Annotated in this window: 15 protein-coding genes; 8 read left to right on the top strand and 7 right to left on the bottom strand. The window is 71.5% G+C overall.

Going from position 1 to position 17,291, the window contains the following annotated elements:
- The first annotated feature begins 163 nt into the window (after positions 1 to 163).
- Entirely contained in the window at positions 164 to 1,732 is a 1,569-nt protein-coding gene (locus tag AB0G59_RS07580) for an APC family permease (RefSeq protein WP_360909061.1), read from the top strand.
- Between the two features lie 12 nt (positions 1,733 to 1,744).
- Here AB0G59_RS07580 and AB0G59_RS07575 read toward each other — a convergent pair whose 3' ends face one another.
- Positions 1,745 to 2,902: a hypothetical protein gene (locus tag AB0G59_RS07575; protein WP_360909059.1), complete on the bottom strand. Its 1,158-nt coding sequence runs from the start codon at positions 2,900 to 2,902 to the stop codon at positions 1,745 to 1,747.
- Between the two features lie 62 nt (positions 2,903 to 2,964).
- Between AB0G59_RS07575 and AB0G59_RS07570 the strand changes: the two genes are divergently transcribed.
- The gene (locus tag AB0G59_RS07570; protein WP_360909057.1) at positions 2,965 to 3,456 is read left to right on the top strand and encodes a MarR family transcriptional regulator; all 492 of its coding nucleotides are present in this window, start codon (positions 2,965 to 2,967) and stop codon (positions 3,454 to 3,456) included.
- A gap of 46 nt (positions 3,457 to 3,502) precedes the next feature.
- Here AB0G59_RS07570 and AB0G59_RS07565 read toward each other — a convergent pair whose 3' ends face one another.
- Both AB0G59_RS07565 and AB0G59_RS07560 read right to left on the bottom strand, forming a co-directional pair.
- Positions 3,503 to 3,730 carry a DUF397 domain-containing protein gene (locus AB0G59_RS07565; protein ID WP_360909055.1) on the bottom strand — a complete coding sequence of 76 codons (228 nt, stop codon included), beginning with the start codon at positions 3,728 to 3,730 and terminating at the stop codon, positions 3,503 to 3,505.
- Positions 3,720 to 4,589 (bottom strand): helix-turn-helix transcriptional regulator, encoded by an 870-nt coding sequence (locus AB0G59_RS07560; RefSeq protein ID WP_360909053.1) that lies wholly within the window; start codon positions 4,587 to 4,589, stop codon positions 3,720 to 3,722. The genes AB0G59_RS07565 and AB0G59_RS07560 overlap by 11 nt, the downstream gene beginning before the upstream one ends.
- A gap of 265 nt (positions 4,590 to 4,854) precedes the next feature.
- On the opposite strand from AB0G59_RS07560, the gene AB0G59_RS07555 reads away from it, so the two are divergent.
- Together AB0G59_RS07555 and AB0G59_RS07550 are read left to right on the top strand one after the other, a co-directional pair.
- Entirely contained in the window at positions 4,855 to 5,424 is a 570-nt protein-coding gene (locus tag AB0G59_RS07555) for a DUF6415 family natural product biosynthesis protein (protein WP_360909051.1), read from the top strand.
- A gap of 112 nt (positions 5,425 to 5,536) precedes the next feature.
- A complete protein-coding gene (locus AB0G59_RS07550; RefSeq protein WP_360909049.1) occupies positions 5,537 to 6,565 on the top strand; it encodes a twin-arginine translocation signal domain-containing protein in 1,029 nt (342 codons plus the stop codon).
- Positions 6,566 to 6,572: 7 nt separating this feature from the next.
- Here AB0G59_RS07550 and AB0G59_RS07545 read toward each other — a convergent pair whose 3' ends face one another.
- The gene (locus tag AB0G59_RS07545) at positions 6,573 to 8,078 is read right to left on the bottom strand and encodes a CehA/McbA family metallohydrolase (protein WP_360909351.1); all 1,506 of its coding nucleotides are present in this window, start codon (positions 8,076 to 8,078) and stop codon (positions 6,573 to 6,575) included.
- A 175-nt stretch (positions 8,079 to 8,253) separates the two neighbouring features.
- On the opposite strand from AB0G59_RS07545, the gene AB0G59_RS07540 reads away from it, so the two are divergent.
- The 4 genes from AB0G59_RS07540 (at position 8,254) to AB0G59_RS07525 (ending at position 14,392) form a co-directional block, all read left to right on the top strand.
- Entirely contained in the window at positions 8,254 to 9,111 is an 858-nt protein-coding gene (locus AB0G59_RS07540) for a TIGR03619 family F420-dependent LLM class oxidoreductase (RefSeq protein ID WP_360909047.1), read from the top strand.
- Between the two features lie 112 nt (positions 9,112 to 9,223).
- Positions 9,224 to 11,836 carry a bifunctional FO biosynthesis protein CofGH gene (locus tag AB0G59_RS07535; RefSeq protein ID WP_360909045.1) on the top strand — a complete coding sequence of 871 codons (2,613 nt, stop codon included), beginning with the start codon at positions 9,224 to 9,226 and terminating at the stop codon, positions 11,834 to 11,836.
- A 78-nt stretch (positions 11,837 to 11,914) separates the two neighbouring features.
- Positions 11,915 to 13,150 carry a hypothetical protein gene (locus AB0G59_RS07530; protein ID WP_360909043.1) on the top strand — a complete coding sequence of 412 codons (1,236 nt, stop codon included), beginning with the start codon at positions 11,915 to 11,917 and terminating at the stop codon, positions 13,148 to 13,150.
- A gap of 123 nt (positions 13,151 to 13,273) precedes the next feature.
- Positions 13,274 to 14,392: an ADP-ribosylglycohydrolase family protein gene (locus tag AB0G59_RS07525; RefSeq protein WP_360909041.1), complete on the top strand. Its 1,119-nt coding sequence runs from the start codon at positions 13,274 to 13,276 to the stop codon at positions 14,390 to 14,392.
- 177 nt (positions 14,393 to 14,569) lie between these two features.
- Here AB0G59_RS07525 and AB0G59_RS07520 read toward each other — a convergent pair whose 3' ends face one another.
- From AB0G59_RS07520 to AB0G59_RS07510, 3 genes are all read right to left on the bottom strand, one after another.
- Positions 14,570 to 14,773 carry a DUF397 domain-containing protein gene (locus AB0G59_RS07520; protein WP_360909039.1) on the bottom strand — a complete coding sequence of 68 codons (204 nt, stop codon included), beginning with the start codon at positions 14,771 to 14,773 and terminating at the stop codon, positions 14,570 to 14,572.
- Between the two features lie 180 nt (positions 14,774 to 14,953).
- Positions 14,954 to 15,826 carry a helix-turn-helix transcriptional regulator gene (locus tag AB0G59_RS07515; RefSeq protein WP_360909037.1) on the bottom strand — a complete coding sequence of 291 codons (873 nt, stop codon included), beginning with the start codon at positions 15,824 to 15,826 and terminating at the stop codon, positions 14,954 to 14,956.
- Positions 15,827 to 16,239: 413 nt separating this feature from the next.
- Positions 16,240 to 17,031, bottom strand: a complete 792-nt coding sequence (locus AB0G59_RS07510) for a GPP34 family phosphoprotein (protein ID WP_360909035.1) — start codon at positions 17,029 to 17,031, stop codon at positions 16,240 to 16,242.
- Positions 17,032 to 17,291 lie beyond the last annotated feature (260 nt).

The following is a 17,291-nucleotide window of genomic DNA, read 5'->3' as shown; positions in this document are numbered from 1 at the left end:
CGCAGGGGCGGCAGAGTCGAATACGCCTTGGTGTTACCGGCCGTAACTCCTTGGGTGACTTTCTTTGCAAGGTCAACTGGTGGCATTGGTGGGCATGTTCAAGGTGTGGGGCTCGGAGGCAGAACCTCCGGATGCGGAAACAGCAGCGCTTAACGTCCTCGCCATGGTTCAGGTGCATCCGCGGCCACAGGCCGGAGACACGGTAATGAGCGTCGCGGGCGGCGACGGCGGAGAAGTGCGCGCCAAGGGGCTCAGCGGCAATTCCGTCGGCCTGCTGGGCAGCGCCGTCATCGGGATCTCCACCGTCGCGCCCGTCTATTGCCTGACCTCCACCCTCGGTCCGACCGTCGGCCAGGTCGGGGTGCAGATGCCCGCCGTCTTCCTCGCGGGCTTCCTCCCGATGCTGCTGGTCGCCTTCGCCTACCGCGAGCTGAACGGCGCGCTGCCCGACTGCGGCACGTCCTTCACCTGGACCGTACGGGCCTTCGGGCCCCGGATCGGCTGGATGTGCGGCTGGGGCCTCGTCATCGCCACCATCATCGTGCTGTCCAATCTCGCGGGCGTGGCGACCTCCTTCTTCTATCTCCTGCTGGGCGAGATCACCGGCAGCGACGCGGTGGCGGCCCTCGACGGCAACCGGCTCGCCCACGTCGGGACCTGCCTGGCCTTCATCGCCGTCGCCACCGCCGTCAGCTACCGCGGCATGACCGCGACCAAGGGTGTGCAGTACGCGCTCGTCGGCCTGCAGCTGGCCGTGCTGGCGGTGTTCGTCGCGATGGCCATCGGCAAGGCCCGCTCCGGCGAACTGTCCGGCTCCATCGACTTCTCCTGGACCTGGCTGAACCCCTTCGGCGTGGAGTCCTTCAGCGCCTTCACCGCCGGGCTGAGCCTGTCGATCTTCATGTACTGGGGCTGGGACGCCTGTCTGACCGTCAACGAGGAGACCGAGGGCAGCGCGAAGACCCCCGGCCGCGCCGCCCTCCTCGCCATGGTCGTGCTCGTCGGCTCCTACCTGCTGACCGCGGTCGCCGCGCAGATGTACTCCGGCGTCGGCGACAAGGGCACCGGCCTGGGCAACCCCGACACCTCCGGCAACGTCTTCGCCGCTCTCGCCGACCCCGTCATGGGCACGGCTCTGGGCGTCCTGCTGTTCGTGGCGGTGCTCGCCTCGGCCGCCGCGAGCCTGCAGACCACCTTCCTGCCGGTGGCGCGCACGGTCCTGGCGATGAGCGCGTACCAGGCACTGCCGCCGTCGTTCGCCCGCATCCACCCGCGCTTCAAGTCCCCCGGCCGGGCCACGATCGCGGCCGGAGCGGCCACCGGCGTCTTCTACGCCGTGATGAGCTTCCTCAGCGAGAACGTGCTCATCGACACGGTCTACGCGCTCGGCCTGATGATCTGCTTCTACTACTCGATCACGGCGTTCGCATGTGCGTGGTTCTTCCGCGGCGAGCTGCGCACGTCCCTGCGCGACGCATGTTTCAAGGGCGTCTTCCCACTGATAGGCGGCCTGCTGCTGGCGGCCGTCTTCTGCAAGACCCTCTACGACATGTGGGACCCGGAGTACGGCAGCGGCAGCGCGGTGTTCGGGGTCGGCTCGGTCTTCGTCATCGGCGTGGGCCTGCTGGTCGCGGGTGCGGTGCTCATGGAGCTGATGCGGCGGCGCAGCCCGGCGTTCTTCCGGGGCGAGGTGCTGACGCGGTCGACGCCGGTGCTGACGGCCGACGACTAGAGGCAGAGGCGCCTAGGGGCGCTTGGCGGCCAGAGGCGCCCGGGGGCCGGTGGTCACGTTGGCCACGCCCCCGCCGGCGTCCAGAGGGAGGATGCGTCGCTGCGCGGCGAACGCGGCGGCGGGGTAGCGGGGGTCGGGCCGCAGGGCGTACTCGCGCAGGCACGCCTCGGTGAACTTGATGACGTGCTCGTCGCCGTGTTCGGCGGCCCGTGCGCCGAGTTCGTCCACGGGCGGCAGGTCCGCCACCTCCGACCGCCAGGCCGTCGTGCCCTCCCCGCGCCGGTCGACCGTGAAGGCCAGCAGGAACGCCGTCTGCACCTGCCAGATCCGGGCCAGCGTCGGCTCGTGCAGCGCCTGCGGCAGGTGCGGCAGCACGATGCGTACGGCGGCGGGCGCGGTGACGCCGTGGACCAGCGGCACCGGGTAGACCTCCGGGTGGCCCAGATAGACGTCGGCGAACTGCAGCGTCATCTCGCTCAGCAGCCGCGGCGCCTGCTCCGGGGCGAGCCAGCCCAAGGCTTCGCCGTAGACCGGGACTTCGTCGAGCGTCGCCAGGCGCCGGAGCACGGTGTCCGGACCCATCGGGCCGTCCGGCACCGTGCGGGGCAGCGTCGAAACCGCCGTGGACAGCCCGTGGCTGCCGCGCAGTGCCGGCGTGCCGGGCAGTTCCGTGTAGCGGGCGGCCCAGTAGGCCAGCCCCCGGGCCAGCTCGTTCAGCTGGAGCCGCGTCGGCGCGTCCCCGGCCGCGTACAGGCCGCGCACCGCGTGGGCGGTGCGGATGAGGCCGTGGGTCAGGCCGGAGAACAGGCCCGGCAGCAGCCGCGGCCACCAGCGGGCCAGGACGTCGCGCCAGTGCGCCTCGGCCAGTTCGCGCCCGAACAGCCGCTCCCAGTCCCCGGCCCGCCCGATCGTCCCCAGCGCGGGCCGCCAGGACGACTCGTCCGCGGCGTCCAGCGCGAAGCGCGCGGCCGGCGGCGCGTGGTGCTCCATGGCCTTGCGATAGCGCCCCACCCACCGCGCGACCTCGTCCTCCTGCCCGAGGAGTGCGAGTGCCTCGGCGGCCATGGGTCCGTGGTTGGCGAGGTCGACGCCCTGCCCGCGTTCGTACCCGAGATCGTCCATCCGTTCCAGAGCGTCGTTGACCGCATCGCTGTAGCTGACCGACGGCATGGGAAGACCACCTTTCGGATGTCCCAACAGTTTGGATATCCAAACCATCTACACTGCGCAGTATGCCGCACATCGAAGAGGCCGGGAAGGCGCCCCGGAAACCGACGCCCGACGAGCTCGCGGTCGTCGGCCTCGTGCCGCTGCTGGAGCCGTTCTTCCGCGGGGCGGTGGTACGGGACCTCATGCCGGCCCCCCTGCGCGACGCGATGGACGCCCACGGCCTGACGCCGCGCCACGGTGCGGTGCTGCCGCAGCTGCTGGCCGGGCCGCCGCTGACCGTCGGTGAGATCGCGCGGCGGCTGCACGTCTCCCTGCCGACCGCCAGCGAACTGGTCGGTGCCCTCAGTAGGGCTGGGATCGTGGTGCGCTCCGAGGACCCGGCGAACCGTCGCCGGATCCTGGTTTCGCTCGCCGACGCGTACAGACCGCTGCTCGAGGTCTTCGTCGCCGCCCGCGGCGAGCCGTTGCTGCGCGCGCTGGACGGGTTGTCGCCGGGGGAGCGTGCGGGGTTCGTGGCCGGGCTCACGGCGTGGGTGGCGGAGGTCCAGGGCTGATCCCCTCCCGGGGCGGGGGAGGGGACCGTGGCCGCACTTTCGGCTGTCAGCCGAGCCGGCCGGACCGGAGCCCGTCGGTGAACGAGGCCCAGGCCGATGCCGGCGTGACGAAGGCGGGGCCGTTCTTCTGCTTCGAGTCGCGGATGCCGACTCGCCCGGGCAGTACGGCGATCGAGACGCAGCCGCCGCCGTTGTCTTGAGTGCTGTAAGAGGACTTGAACCAGGACGTCTCATCGGCCACTTCGAGGGCCGTCAGGTAGGCGTTAATGGTCATCGATCTCTCTTGCTAGACGGTGCAGAAACTCGGCGGTCTGGGCAGGGGCCAGAGCTCCGTCGCGCATCGCGTCGAACCTGCGGCCGTACTTCCAGACCTCGCGCGTCCTGTCGGAGACGGTCATGACGGCAGCGCCCTCCTCCATGACAACCGGATCGAGGTTGTAGTCGAACTCCAGCAGGACGAAGTTCGCCGTTGCCCGGAAGGTGCTACGGGACAGGGGGACGATCTGGACTGTCACGTGATCGAGTGCTGCTGCTCGCTCGATCTCCGCGTATTGCTCGCGCATGACGTCTGGGCCGCCGACCATGCGACGCAGGGCTGCCTCGTCGAGAATCACGCGCAGTTCGACGGGATCGTCGCCGGTGAGGATGGCCTTGCGCTCCATGCGCAGAGCTACGGATTCTTCAACGAATTCACTGGTCCTCTCCTCTACGTGCTTCGCCGTCATGAACAGGGCTCGGGCGTAGCTCTCGGTCTGAAGGAGACCGAAGATCACTTGCGAGTGCCAGGCGCGCATCGTGCGGGCGTCGGACTCCAGTCCGACGTACATCGTCGTGCCTGACGGCATTACGTTCTGGTAGGGCCTGTACCAGTCCTTGCTGAGTGAGTCGCGGTGAAGCGTGAGCAGCAGTTCACGGTCGACCCGGTCTGTGACGCCATAGAGATCCAGCAGGTCCGTCAGGTCACGGACACGCGGCAGTTGATTCTGGCCGGTCTCGACCCGGTTGAGCTTTGTCTCGGAGCCCTCGATGTGTGCAGCGGCGTCCCTCGCGCTGATCCCATGCTTCTCCCGCAGTCGCCGGAGTTCCTTGCCGAGCTCCCGCCTTCTGAACGTTGGACCGCGTCGTGCTGCCACCCTTGAGCCCTCCTGGTGCTGTTCCCCGTCGGCGTGCTCGTGTACCCCGCCGGTGCGTTCCTGTTGGTCCTCGACGGGGCCCCGTTGGTGTTCAGGGCCGCCCTGTTGGCAGTGTTCCACCCCCTGTCCCTCTTCGAGCAAGCTCTGCCGAGGTTTGTCATATGCCAATGTGAGCAGCGTTTCGCTGACGCGGTTGCCGGTTAACAGGCCTGTGCGCAAGGCTGGTTGGGCCAGTTCCCCCCACGTCGCTCTCGAAGGAGCCGCCATGCCTCCCTGCCCGTACACCGGAAACACCGGCGGTGGGATCAGCTTCAAGCCGCCCCAGGCGGCACCCGGCATCGAGGCGGCCATCCACGAGACCACCGCCACAGAGCGGTGGCTCCCCGCACCCGGTCGGGTTCGGGCGCTCACCACCCGGCTGTGCGCGTTCATCAACGCGACCGCCTTCGACGTGGAGGCCGCCGCGAACCGACGGCCCGTGGGGGACCCGCTCCGCAAGGACGCCCTCGCGGCGGTGCGCGAGGCGCGGCACCGGCTCCGGGGCGGTCCCGGCAACGGCTACGTCTCCGCCATCAGCTTCGCCAGAGGCCTCGGCCGTACTGCCGAAGACCTCCTGCGGCACCAGCGGGAGCTGAGTGGGCTGCGGTCGAAGGGGGCGGCCCCCGCACCCGTGGCCCCCGCCGCCCTCGTCCTCGGCCCCGCCGAGACCTGCCCCGTGTGCCTCGGGTTCACCGCCCAGCGCCACGCGGCGGAGCGGCGGTGCGACTGGGCCGGAATGAGAAAGGCGAACGACCGGCTCGTGGAGCACCGGGAATCCGCTCACACGCGTCGCTGACGGCGACGACCCGCCGGGCGAGCTGTTTGTTCCGGTATGTGCCATCCTGGCGTCGGCTGATTCTGTTCCCGGAAGGCCTGCCCCGAAGCACGTACTGGCGGGAGGACGGACGATGATCAGTTCCAGAGAGCCGGGCGCGTGGGAGCGCCGCCCCGGAGACGAGACGACACGCCGGTCCTTCCTCGCCCGTTCCCTGGGCGTCACGGCGGCTGCCGCCGGACTGGCCAGCGGCATTCCCCTGGTCCCGGGCGCGGCGGAACACAGCTCCGCGCGGGCTGGCCCCCTGACGACGGCCGCGGCGTCGACCTGTTGCGCGCTGACTCCGGACAGGCTCCGGGCGTACCGGTACAACGGTTCCGGACAGTCCTGGAGCAAGATCAGTGGCGTTCCCATCATCCGCCTGTACGGGGGGCAGCTGGGGCTGCTGGCCACGATGCCGCCCCACGGCGACGTGTTCCGTCTCCGGATGGCCTTCGAGAACCCCGACGGGCGGGGGGCCATCTGGGATCGCATCGGAGGCCCCGGTGCGTCGTTCGTCGTCACCGGGGAGGGCATTTACGGGCTCACCCCGACCAGGAATGGCGTGTGGCGGTACGACGGCACGGGCACCTCGTGGACCCAGGTGGGCAGCGCCGCGAGCCGGATCTTCGGTGGCACCTGGGGTCTGGTGGCGAACGACCCGACGACCGGGGCGCTCTTCCACTACCTCGGCAGTCCCCACAGGTGGGAGCAGATCGGCGTCGAGGGTGCGACGTTCGCCGTCACCGACGAATCCGTCTACGGGGTGACCCCCGATCACAACCGGCTGTACCGCTACGACGGCCACGGCACGTCCTGGACGAGGATCGGCGACTGGACCGGTCAGCTGTACGGCGGGGACTGGGGGCTGGTCGTCACGGACCGCGGCGGCAACGTCTACCGCTATCTCGGCAGCCCGCACGCCTGGCAGCACATCGGTGGCCCGGGGGCATCCTTCGCCGTCGCGCATGACACCGTTTACGGCCTGAATCCGTGGAGGAGCGGCGTCTACCGCTACAGCGGCAGCGGCACCTTCTGGACGGAGGCCGGGGGGCCCGCGGACTCGATCGTCGCCAGCGCCCGGGTGTTCGCGAGCAGCCCCGGGTCCGTCCACCCCATATAGCCGTACGTCAGTGCCGTCCGAGGAAGACGGGGTTCGTCAGGGCGGCCATGGCGCCCGTCTCCACCGGTCCGTCGCCGCCCGGACGCCGGACCTCCGCCCGTACGTACGCCGAACGGGCCGCCGTCGTGCGCCATTCCACCCGGCCGTCCGGCGGCAGCGGGGTGGTGAACAGCCGTCCCTGGTCCGTGACGAAGGACGCCGAGCAGCCCGGTGCGCCCGTCACCGCCAGCCGCACCGTGACCTCCGTGTCGTGGTCGGCGCGCAGTCGTTCGCCGATGCCCGCGTGGGCGCCGCGGCCGGTCGTCGCCGTGAGGGTCAGCCGGACGGCCGAGGACTCGGCGATCCAGCTGCGGCCGGCCCGGATGCCGGCCAGGAGGGCGTCGCGGGAGAGGTCGTCGGCCAGGACGACCGTCTGGGGGAGGCCCACGACCTGGGGTTCGCGGTGGGCGTCGCTGTTGCCCATGGCGGGCAGCCAGCGCCTGCCGCCGGAACGGGTGGCGGCGACCAGCAGGGCGTCCCACGCGGCGACGGCCATCTCGTCGTCGGCGGTGTACGGGCCGTTCCAGACCTCTACCGCGTCCGCCTCGGCGAAGCCGAACCTCCAGCCGCAGCCGACACAGGTGGCGTACGGGTGGGCCGGGACGACCAGTCCGCCTGTTTGCCGGATTCTGCGCGCGAAACGTCCGAAGGCGTCGTCCCGGGCGCGGTAGCGCCAGTCGACGAAGACGCCGGGGTCCGTGCCGAGGGCCAGGACGTGGCCGTTGCGGGTGGTGACCTCCTCGCCGGTGAGGATCAGCAGATCGTCACCCCACAGTCCCTGCCACGCGCCGTGCGAGGAGGTGGTGTTGTGCTCCGTCGTCGTGATCCAGTCCAGGCCGGCCGCCCGTGCCGCGGCGGCGATCTCCGCGGGGGTGCGTCTGCCGTCGGAGTGGACGCTGTGCAGGTGGTTGTCGCCCCGGTACCAGGACCGGCCCCGCCCCTTGGCGCGCTGCGGGGGGTACGCGGGCGCCGGCGTCGCCCCCTGGCGCCCGTACCGCAGGGTGACCGTGACCTCGTAGGCCATGCCCTGCGGTGCCACGGTGTACGGGCCCAGGACGACGTGCCAGGTGCCGGGTCGGACGGGGCCGGCGAGATAGCCGGGCGTGGCCCGCTCGGCGCTGATGGCGAACTCCGAGCGCGCACCGCCCGACCAGCCCCGGAAGCCGGAGCCGCCCGGCTCGGTGCCGCGCTCGTCGAAGATGCCGATGTCGCAGGCGTTGCCCTGGGTGCCCGGCGGGACGGCGGGCCGGTCGTAGGTGTAGGAGACGGCGATCTCGCGGACGCCGCGCGGTACTTCCACGGGGAGGTGGACGTAGTCCGGAGCGCCGGCCGGCAGTCGGCCGGTGACCTTGCGGGTCTCTTCGCCGTCGGCCCCCTCCGGGCCGCCGGCACGGGCGAAGCTCACGCCTTCCAACGTAAGCACACCCGTCGCCGCGGCGATAGCCGTCAGTCTCAGTACGTCGCGCCGGTGCATCGTCGCCCCCTCGCCCGTGCCGCTGGAGACACCGTTGTACGCCCGGGTGGCGGGCAGCGGAACGTGTGCGGTCGCCCTTCTGTCCATCTGTCGTGTGTCGGCCGATTGTCGCGGGGGCCAAAGTGGAACTTCAGGGCATACCTTTGGTCCCACGCGACGACGGAGGTGCCCCCGCATGCGCATCGCCACCACGATCTTCCTCACCGATGAGACGATCAGCCCGGTCCGGCTCGCCCGCGAGCTGGAGCAGCGCGGTTTCGCCGGGCTCTTCCTGCCCCAGCACACCCACATCCCGGTCAGCCGCGAGACGCCGGCGCCCACGGGCGACCCGCTGCCGCCCGAGTACGGGCGGGCCCTCGACCCGTTCGTCGCGCTCGCGCAGGCCGCCGCGGTCACGCACCGGATCGTGGTCGGCACGGGCGTCGTGCTGGTCGCCCAGAACGACGCGATCGTGCTGGCCAAGCAGGCGGCCACGCTCGACTTCCTCAGCGGCGGCCGGTTCACCTTCGGCATCGGCTACGGCTGGAACGTGGAGGAGGCCGCCGACCACGGCGTCGACTGGCACACGCGCCGCGAACTGGTGCGGGACCGGATGTCCTTGATGCGCGCCCTGTGGGCCGGGGAACCGACGGCCTACGAGGGTGAGTTCGGCGACGTCAGCGCCAGCTGGGCGCATCCCAAGCCCGTGCACCCGCCGCGGGAGCGCAAGGGGGCAGAGCCGCTGGTGGGGCCGCGCACCCTGATCGGCGGGGCGGCCGGGCCCAAGCTCTTCGCGCACGTCGCGGAGTACGCGGATGGCTGGATTCCGGTGGGTGGCAGCGGACTGCGGGAGACACTGCCCGAGCTGCGCCGGGTGTGGACGGAGGCGGGGCGTCCGGGAGAGCCGGACGTCGTGCCGTACGCCGTGCACCCCTCGGCGGGCAAGCTCGCGCACTACGCCGAGCTGGGCATCGAGGAGGTCGTGGTGGGGCTGCCGTCCGCGCCCGAGGCCGAGGTGCTGCGCGCCCTGGACGCGCACGCCGAGTTCCTCTAGGCCGCCGCCGGAGAGGGGTCCGGAGGGTGCCTCCGTATGACGTGATGAGAGGCACACCGAACCGGTGCTTCCCGTACGTGGCGGTGTCAGTGTGCGCTCGTATGCTCGGACAATGACTTCGAGCGCACAGCGACCCGAGCAGGCTGCACCGACCGCCAACGCCATGCGGCGCGCGCTCAAGCGGGCCCGTGACGGCGTCGCGTTGGACGTCGCCGAGGCCACCGTGCTGCTCCAGGCCCGCGGTGACGACCTGACGGACCTGTGCGCCTCGGCGGCCCGGGTGCGCGACGCCGGCCTGGAGGCGGCGGGCCGCCCCGGCGTCATCACGTACTCGAAGAGCGTCTTCATCCCGCTCACCCGCCTGTGCCGCGACAAGTGCCACTACTGCACCTTCGCCACCGTCCCCGGCAAGCTGCGCCGCGCCGGCCACGGGATGTTCATGTCCCCCGACGAGGTCCTCGACATCGCCCGCCGCGGCGCCGAACTGGGCTGCAAGGAAGCCCTGATCACGCTCGGCGACAAGCCCGAGGAGCGCTGGCCCGAGGCCCGCGAGTGGCTGGAGGCCGAGGGGTACGACGACACCATCGCGTACGTACGGGCCATCTCCATCCGCATCCTGGAGGAGACCGGGCTGCTGCCGCACCTCAACCCCGGCATCATGACCTGGACCGACTTCCAGCGCCTCAAGCCGGTGTCCCCGTCCATGGGCCTGATGCTGGAGACCACGGCGGAGCGGCTGTGGAGCGAGCCCGGCGGCCCGCACTACGGCTCGCCCGACAAGGAGCCCGCGGTCCGGCTGCGGCACCTGGAGGACGCGGGCCGCAGCTCCGTACCGCTGACCAGCGGGCTGCTGCTCGGCATCGGCGAGACGTACGAGGAGCGCGCCGAGTCGCTGTTCGCCCTGCGCCGCGTCTCCCGGGCCTACCACGGCATCCAAGAGCTGATCATGCAGAACTTCCGCGCCAAGCCGGACACGGCGATGCGCGGCATGCCGGACGCCGAGCTCGACGAGCTGGTCGCCACCGTCGCCGTCGCCCGGCACATCATGGGCCCCTCCGCCTGTCTCCAGGCCCCGCCCAACCTCGTCGACGACGAGTACGCGCGGCTCATCGGCGCCGGCATCGACGACTGGGGCGGGGTCTCCCCGATCACCCCCGACCACGTCAACCCCGAGCGCCCCTGGCCGCAGATCGAGGAGCTGGCCGAGCGGTCCGCCGCGGCCGGCTTCAGCCTGCGGGAACGCCTGTGCGTCTACCCGGAATTCATCCAGCGCGGCGAGCCCTGGCTGGACCCCCGTCTGCTGCCGCACGTCCGGGCGCTGGCCGACCCGGAGACGGGCCTGGCCCGCGAGGACGCCGTGGTCGAGGGCCATCCCTGGCAGGAGCCCGAGGAGGTGTTCGTCCCCTCGGGCCGCACCGAACTGCACCGCACCATCGACACCGAGGGCCGCACCGACGACCGGCGCGAGGACTTCGACGAGGTCTACGGCGACTGGGAGGCGCTGCGCGAGGCGGCTGCCCCCGGCATGGTCCCCGAGCGCATCGACGCCGACGTGCGCCAGGCGCTGAAGCAGGCCGCCGAGGACCCCACCGGGCTCACCGACGCCCAGGCCCTCGCCCTCCTGCACGCCGACGGGCCCGCGCTGGACGCCCTGTGCCGCATCGCCGACGACCTGCGGCGCGACGTGGTGGGCGACGACGTCACCTACATCGTCACGCGGAACATCAACTTCACCAACGTCTGCTACACCGGCTGCCGCTTCTGCGCCTTCGCGCAGCGGCGCACGGACGCCGACGCCTACACCCTCTCCCTCTCCCAGGTCGCCGACCGCGCCGCGCAGGCGTGGGACGTCGGCGCGGTGGAGGTGTGCATGCAGGGCGGCATCCACCCCGACCTGCCGGGCACGGCCTACTTCGACATCGCCCGCGCGGTGAAGGAGCGCGTGCCGGGCATGCACGTGCACGCCTTCTCGCCGATGGAGGTCGTCAACGGCGCCACCCGCACCGGCATGAGCATCCGCGAGTGGCTGGCCGCCGCCAAGGAGGCCGGGCTCGACTCCATCCCGGGGACGGCCGCCGAGATCCTGGACGACGAGGTCCGCTGGGTCCTCACCAAGGGCAAGTTGCCCACGGCGACCTGGATCGAGGTCGTCAAGGCCGCCCACGAGCTCGGCATCCGCTCGTCCTCCACGATGATGTACGGCCACGTGGACCAGCCCCGGCACTGGCTGGGCCACTTCCGGCAGCTGGTGGAGGTCCAGAAGTCGGCCCTGGCCCATGGGGTGGAGGGATTCACGGAGTTCGTCACCCTGCCCTTCATCCACACCAACGCACCCGTCTACCTCGCGGGCATCGCGCGCCCCGGCCCGACGATGCGGGACAACCGCGCGGTCACCGCCATGGCCCGGTTGCTGCTCCACCCCTACATCCCCAACATCCAGACCAGCTGGGTCAAGCTGGGCGCGCAGGGCGCGGCGGAGATGCTGCGCTCGGGTGCGAACGACCTGGGCGGCACGCTGATGGAGGAGACCATCTCCCGCATGGCGGGCTCCTCCTACGGTTCGTACCGCTCGGTCCAGGACCTGATCGCCATAGCGGAGTCGGCGGGCCGGCCCGCACGGCCGAGGACGACGACGTACGGTGAGGTGCCGCGGGAGCGGCAGGAGGCGGCGATGGCCTCGGACGGCCATCTGCCGGACCTTCTGCCGGTACTGGAGAACGACTGACCGCTTATCGGACAAGTGTTGCCGATCTGTCGCCTGCCCCCGATCCGGCGGCGACAGACGGCGCATAGGGTGTCCCGCATGTCTTGGCCCCAGAACCCTCACCAGCCCCAGCAGCCCGAGCAGCCGCAGAACCCTCCGACGCCCCCGCAGGGCGGCTTCGGGCCGGCGCCCACATGGGGCCCGGACGGTTCCGGCCATGCGCAGCCCACCGTCGTCTCGCAGCCGGCGGTGCCCTCGCCGCCGCCCGCACCCGCCCCCGGGCACGCCCAGCCCACCGTGCTCTCCCAGCCGGCGGTGCCCGCTCCGGGCGCGCCCGGCCCCGGCATGCCGCCGCCCCCGCCGCCCGCGCCGGGCCCCGCGGCCGGCCCCGTACCGCCGTCGGTTCCCGCGCCCGGCATGGTGCCGCCGCCGGGGGCGACCCCGCCCGGCATGAACCCGCCCGGCATGGCGCCGCAGTACGGCATGGCCCCGGCCCCCGCACCGGCCCCGCAGCAGCCGAAGAAGAACACCACGCTCCTCGCCATCATCGGCGGCGTCGTGGCGCTGGCCGTCATCGGCGGCGGCGCCGTGTTCTTCCTCAAGGGCGGTGACGACGACAAGAAGGCCGACGACGCCAAGGGCGCCTCCCAGGCCCCGGCCGCCCCCGGCCAGGACCAGAAGCCCGACCAGCCGGCCCCGCAGGGCAGCGGCCAGGCGAGCCCCGGCGCCGCGCAGCCGATGGTCGCCGGCTGGCAGACGCAGGTGCGCGAGGAGCACGCCTTCCAGTACGACGTGCCGGGCAAGGACGACAAGTGGCGGGTCTTCCCGAACACCACGGCCGTCTCGTACACCGAGGACGGCAAGCCGGTCGTCGTGATGACGGGCACGGCCAACTTCCGTGAGGGCGGCTGCTCCTCGAAGGCCAACCCCGACTCGATCGGCGAGGCGGGCTCGGGCCAGCTGGCCACGGTCGGCACCACCGGCGGCGGCAAGGACGGCGACCTCAAGGAGAACGCCCGCAACTGGGCGGGCAACTGGGGCTTCATGGCCTACGGCGGCAAGAGCAACAAGCCCAAGATCGAGATCACGGACGAGAAGGCCTGGAACAAGAACGGCATCGACGGCTGGACCGCCACCGCCAAGGTGACGGTCAACAACCGCCCGAGCCCCTGTGTGCCGCCCACCGCGATCGTGAAGAGCATCGCCCAGAAGTTGCCCGACGGCACCTTCCACGGCTGGGTCATCTACGCCGACCAGGGCGTGCCGGACGCGCTGTCCACCGAGCAGATCGACAAGATCATGAACACGGTGCGGCCGGCGAAGAAGTCGGACTGACCGGACGGCCCGCCGACGGCCCGGTGCCCGACCGGCGGTAGCCGATTACAGTGCTGTGCCGACCGCGGACGCGGGGCGAAGGCCCCGGGCCGCACCCACTTCGATGCCGGGAGGCCGGACGACGTGACCACGACCGCCGGAACGGGAGGCGCGGGGTCCGTCCTCCGGGGCCGCGCCCAACAGCAGGACTTCCGCAGCCGCGTGCGCGGCTGCCTGCTCGGCGGGGCCATCGGGGACGCGCTCGGCGCGGGAATCGAGTTCGACTCCCTCGACGCGATCCGCGCCGCCCACGGGCCCCGGGGCGTCACCGACTACGTCCCGGCCTACGGGCGGCGCGGTGCCGTCACCGACGACACCCAGATGACGCTCTTCACGGCCGAGGGCCTGATTCGGGCGCACGTGCGCCGCGACACCGGCGCCTGGCAGCCGCAGGCCGATGTGCACCGCGCCCATCTGCGCTGGGCCGCCACCCAGCGCGGCTGGGGGCCCGACGAGCGCGTCCGGGACGCCGGCTGGCTCGCCCGCGAGGAGTGGCTCTACGCCCGCAGGGCGCCCGGCAACGCCTGCCTCGGCGGGCTCGAGGACGACCGGATGGGCACCGTGCAGGACCCCAAGAACCCCGGCTCCAAGGGCTGTGGCGCGGTCATGCGCTCCGCGCCCTTCGGGCTGCTGGCGGACTGGGACGCGGAGGCCGTCTTCCAGCTGGCCACCGAGTGCGCCGCCCAGACCCACGGCCACCCCTCCGGCCATCTCGCGGCGGGCGCCTTCGCGGCCATCGTGCACGGCGTCGTGCGCGGTGAGGCGCTCGAGGTCTCCGTCCACCGGACCCTGGGCATGCTGGCGGGCCGCCCCGGCCACGAGGAGACCAGCGAGGGGCTGCGGAAGGCCCTGGTCGCCGTGCGCCAGGGTGTGCCGACGGCCGAGCGCGTCCAGTCGCTGGGCGAGGGCTGGGTGGCCGAGGAGGCCCTGTCGATGGGCCTGTACTGCGCGCTCGTCGCCCAGGACGTACGCCACGGCCTGCTGCTCGCGGTCAATCACGGCGGCGACTCCGACTCCACCGGGTCCATCTGCGGCAACCTCCTCGGCGCGGTGCACGGCGAGACCGTGCTGCCGCCGGGGTGGCTGGCCGAACTGGAGGGCCGGGCGACGATCCTCGAACTCGCCGACGACTTCGCGATGGAGCTCGCCCACGGTCCGGGCGACCGGTCGGCCGCCTGGCTGGCGCGCTACCCGCGCGCCTAGGTCGACCGAACGGGCTATCCACGGCCGGCGGGGTGCGTTGACACCCCGACCCGGCTCCGGACATGACCGAGCCCTCTCGGCCGGGACGGCGTACCAGGCGAGAGGGCTCTGTGCGGGAGTATCGATGCGGCGGCGCTGCTATCGCCATTGCCGGGCGATCCGCGGTCAGTCCAGAGGTCAGACGGCGTGGGTGCCGTTGTCGACGATCGCCACGAACGCGGACCACGACTGCGGGGTGAAGGCGAGGGCCGGGCGCTCGACGTCCTTCGAGTCACGGACCGCGATGGACTGCTGGGCCGGGGAGGCGACCTCCACGCAGTCGCCGTTGGCCAGCGAGTAGGAGGACTTCCGCCACGTGGTCTTACCCTGCTGAATCGCCATGATTTCTCCGATGTATGTGAGTACTGAACGTCGGTTCCTCGAGGTGCGATCGACGTTACGCGCCAACATCAGCTGATGAATTGGCCCTTCACTCGACCGGATGGCGTATTCCGATTACCCCTTCCCCGCAGGGTGGGAGGGGTGTACTTTTCCGCCCCCACAGCACCGGCGTCCGGTACGTCAGTCCCCTTCGGCCGCCTTCGCCCAGTCCTCGGCCACCTGAAGGACGAACCGCCGCGAGTCCTCCGCGTTGAGCGCCTGCATCCGCAAATGCTCGTACATCACGCTGTACGCCTGGACGTCGTTCGGCTTCTCCAGATAGAGGTCGCTGGTGATTCCCTCCAGATAGACCGTGCTCGCGTCCTGCGGGTCGTGGAATTCGAGGATGGAGAACTTTCCGTACATGCCCGGATGCGCGCCCACGGCATAGGGCAGCACCTGAACGGTGATGTGCGGCTGCAGGCTGAACTCCACCAAGTGCTCCATCTGCTCGCGCATGATGGCGTTGTTGCCCACGATCCTGCGCAGCGCGGACTCGTCGATGACCGCCCACAGGCGCAGCGGGTTCTCCGGGTCCGTGATCCGCTCCTGGCGCCGCATGCGCACCTGGACGCGCCGCTCCACGTCCGCCGCCGTGGCCTCCGGCCACGACCCCTCCGTCACGGCGCTGGCGTAGTTCGGCGTCTGCAGCAGCCCGGGCACGAGCGAGGCCTCGTACACGCGCAGGGACGCGGCATCGGTCTCCAGACCGATGTAGACGCTGTAGGGGATGTCGCCGAAGGCATGCCACCAGCCTTGCTGTCGTGACTCCTTGGCCATCTGCATCAGCGAATCGACGATGCGATGGTCCTCGACGCCGTACACCCCGCACAGGTCACGGACATCACGCTGGCTGATGCTGCGGCGGCCGTTCTCCAAGCGGCTGATCTTCGATTGCGAGACCAGTAGCCGCTCGGCTACCTCCTCGGCGGTCATGCCCTTGAGTTCACGGAGCTTGCGCAGCTCCTGCCCCAATCGGCGCCGCCTTACGGTGGGGTTGACACTGGACGCCACGGGACGCACCTCCGGCTCCGTCATGCTGCTTCTCTCCTGCTCCGCAGCCTGCCACCACTGGCCGGGGCGGCGCTGGAAAATGCTTACACCAAGTCGGCTTCCGGCGCCCGGCACTTGGGCACGACTGGCGTAGCCCTTGTACGTACGTCCGCGCGCGGGACGCGTCGCGGCGGGCGCCCGCGCACACGCACGCGCGGGGCGGTGGGCCGTACCGCCGTCCGGGACGGGCCGGCCCACCACCCCGCGCGCTGCTGCGGCTCCCGAACCGGTTCATGGGGACTGCGGTGCGGTCTGTGGAGCGGAAGGTGCTGCGAGTGGTGCTCGAGGGTGCGGATGCTCCCGGCGTCCTACGTGCTTCCGGGGAGCCGTCCGCGGCTAACGGGCGTGGTCGGCGCCTCGCGTGCCGAACCGTTTCACGAAGCGCCCGCGCGGGCCATCACGCCGCTGTGGTGCGCCGTCGGCTGCGCCGCGGCGAGACCGGCCGCCTCGGCCGGAGGCCGTGCCGCCGTCCTGCGCCCCGGTCCGCCACCGCTGCCGCCGCCCGCGGAGCCGGCCGTGGCCGGTGCCCGGCGCGGCTGCGCGCCGACGCCGTTCTGCACGTCCATCACCGCGTGCGCCACGAGCCCGCCCATCGGGTCGTGCCTGATCAAGTCCCGGAGCCGGGACCGCGAAGAGCGCCCCTCATTGCCCGGGTACAGGTGCTTTCCCAGCCCGACGGCGTGCGCCAGGGCGGCGAGCGCCGCGGTCCGCGGGTCCGGCGGCACGCCGGTGCGGATCGCGCTGTCCAGCCGGGTTCTGATCTCCCGGCTGATGGCGGTGTCCGTCGCCTGGTAGCGCGTCGTCGGCAGCACCCCGCACATCTGGCCCGCCACGGCATGCACCATGCCGCACCGCTCCAGGTGCGTGAGATACGTCTGGCGCAGCCCCAGCCGGGGCCCGCCGATCCAGTGGACGGCGCGCACCGGGCTGCCGCGGCGACGCAGCAGTTCGAGCGCGGAGTCCAGGGTCGGATCTCCTGTGGGCCGTGGGTGCACCACGGCGATACGATCCCCGTCTGGGGCTATCCGTCCGGCCAGAGCCAGCTCCACTAGCTGTGCTCCGGCAAGACCGAGGTCGAGCGACTGCGGCTGCGCCGTGGTACCCGTGGCCGGGTCCAGGGCGAGCAGCAGAAGCTCCTCCGGAATTGTTCTGCGGCTCCTGCCCATCCATGCCTCCCCGCGTGGATGAGTGACAGGGTGACCCCTCTCACATTGGTCTGTCGAGAGTGCGTGGTGGCTTCGGGTGGGAACCGGTAGGTATGTCGTCTCGTCTTGCACGTGGGTGAAGGCACACAATGCCCTCCGGCTGTCCGGTCGTGCCCCGGCGCGGCGGCGGCAGAGGACACTGGTAAGACGTTGAGAGAATCGGGCAGCGGGGCGGCTTGTCGCCCCGCCTCGGCGTATGGCGCGGTAATTCGAGGAGGCAT

It is taken from the genome of Streptomyces sp. NPDC021096 (assembly GCF_040641275.1).
Lineage (GTDB): Bacteria > Actinomycetota > Actinomycetes > Streptomycetales > Streptomycetaceae > Streptomyces.
Note: the sequence above shows the minus strand (reverse complement) of the source record. Positions and strands in the feature narration are given on the sequence as shown.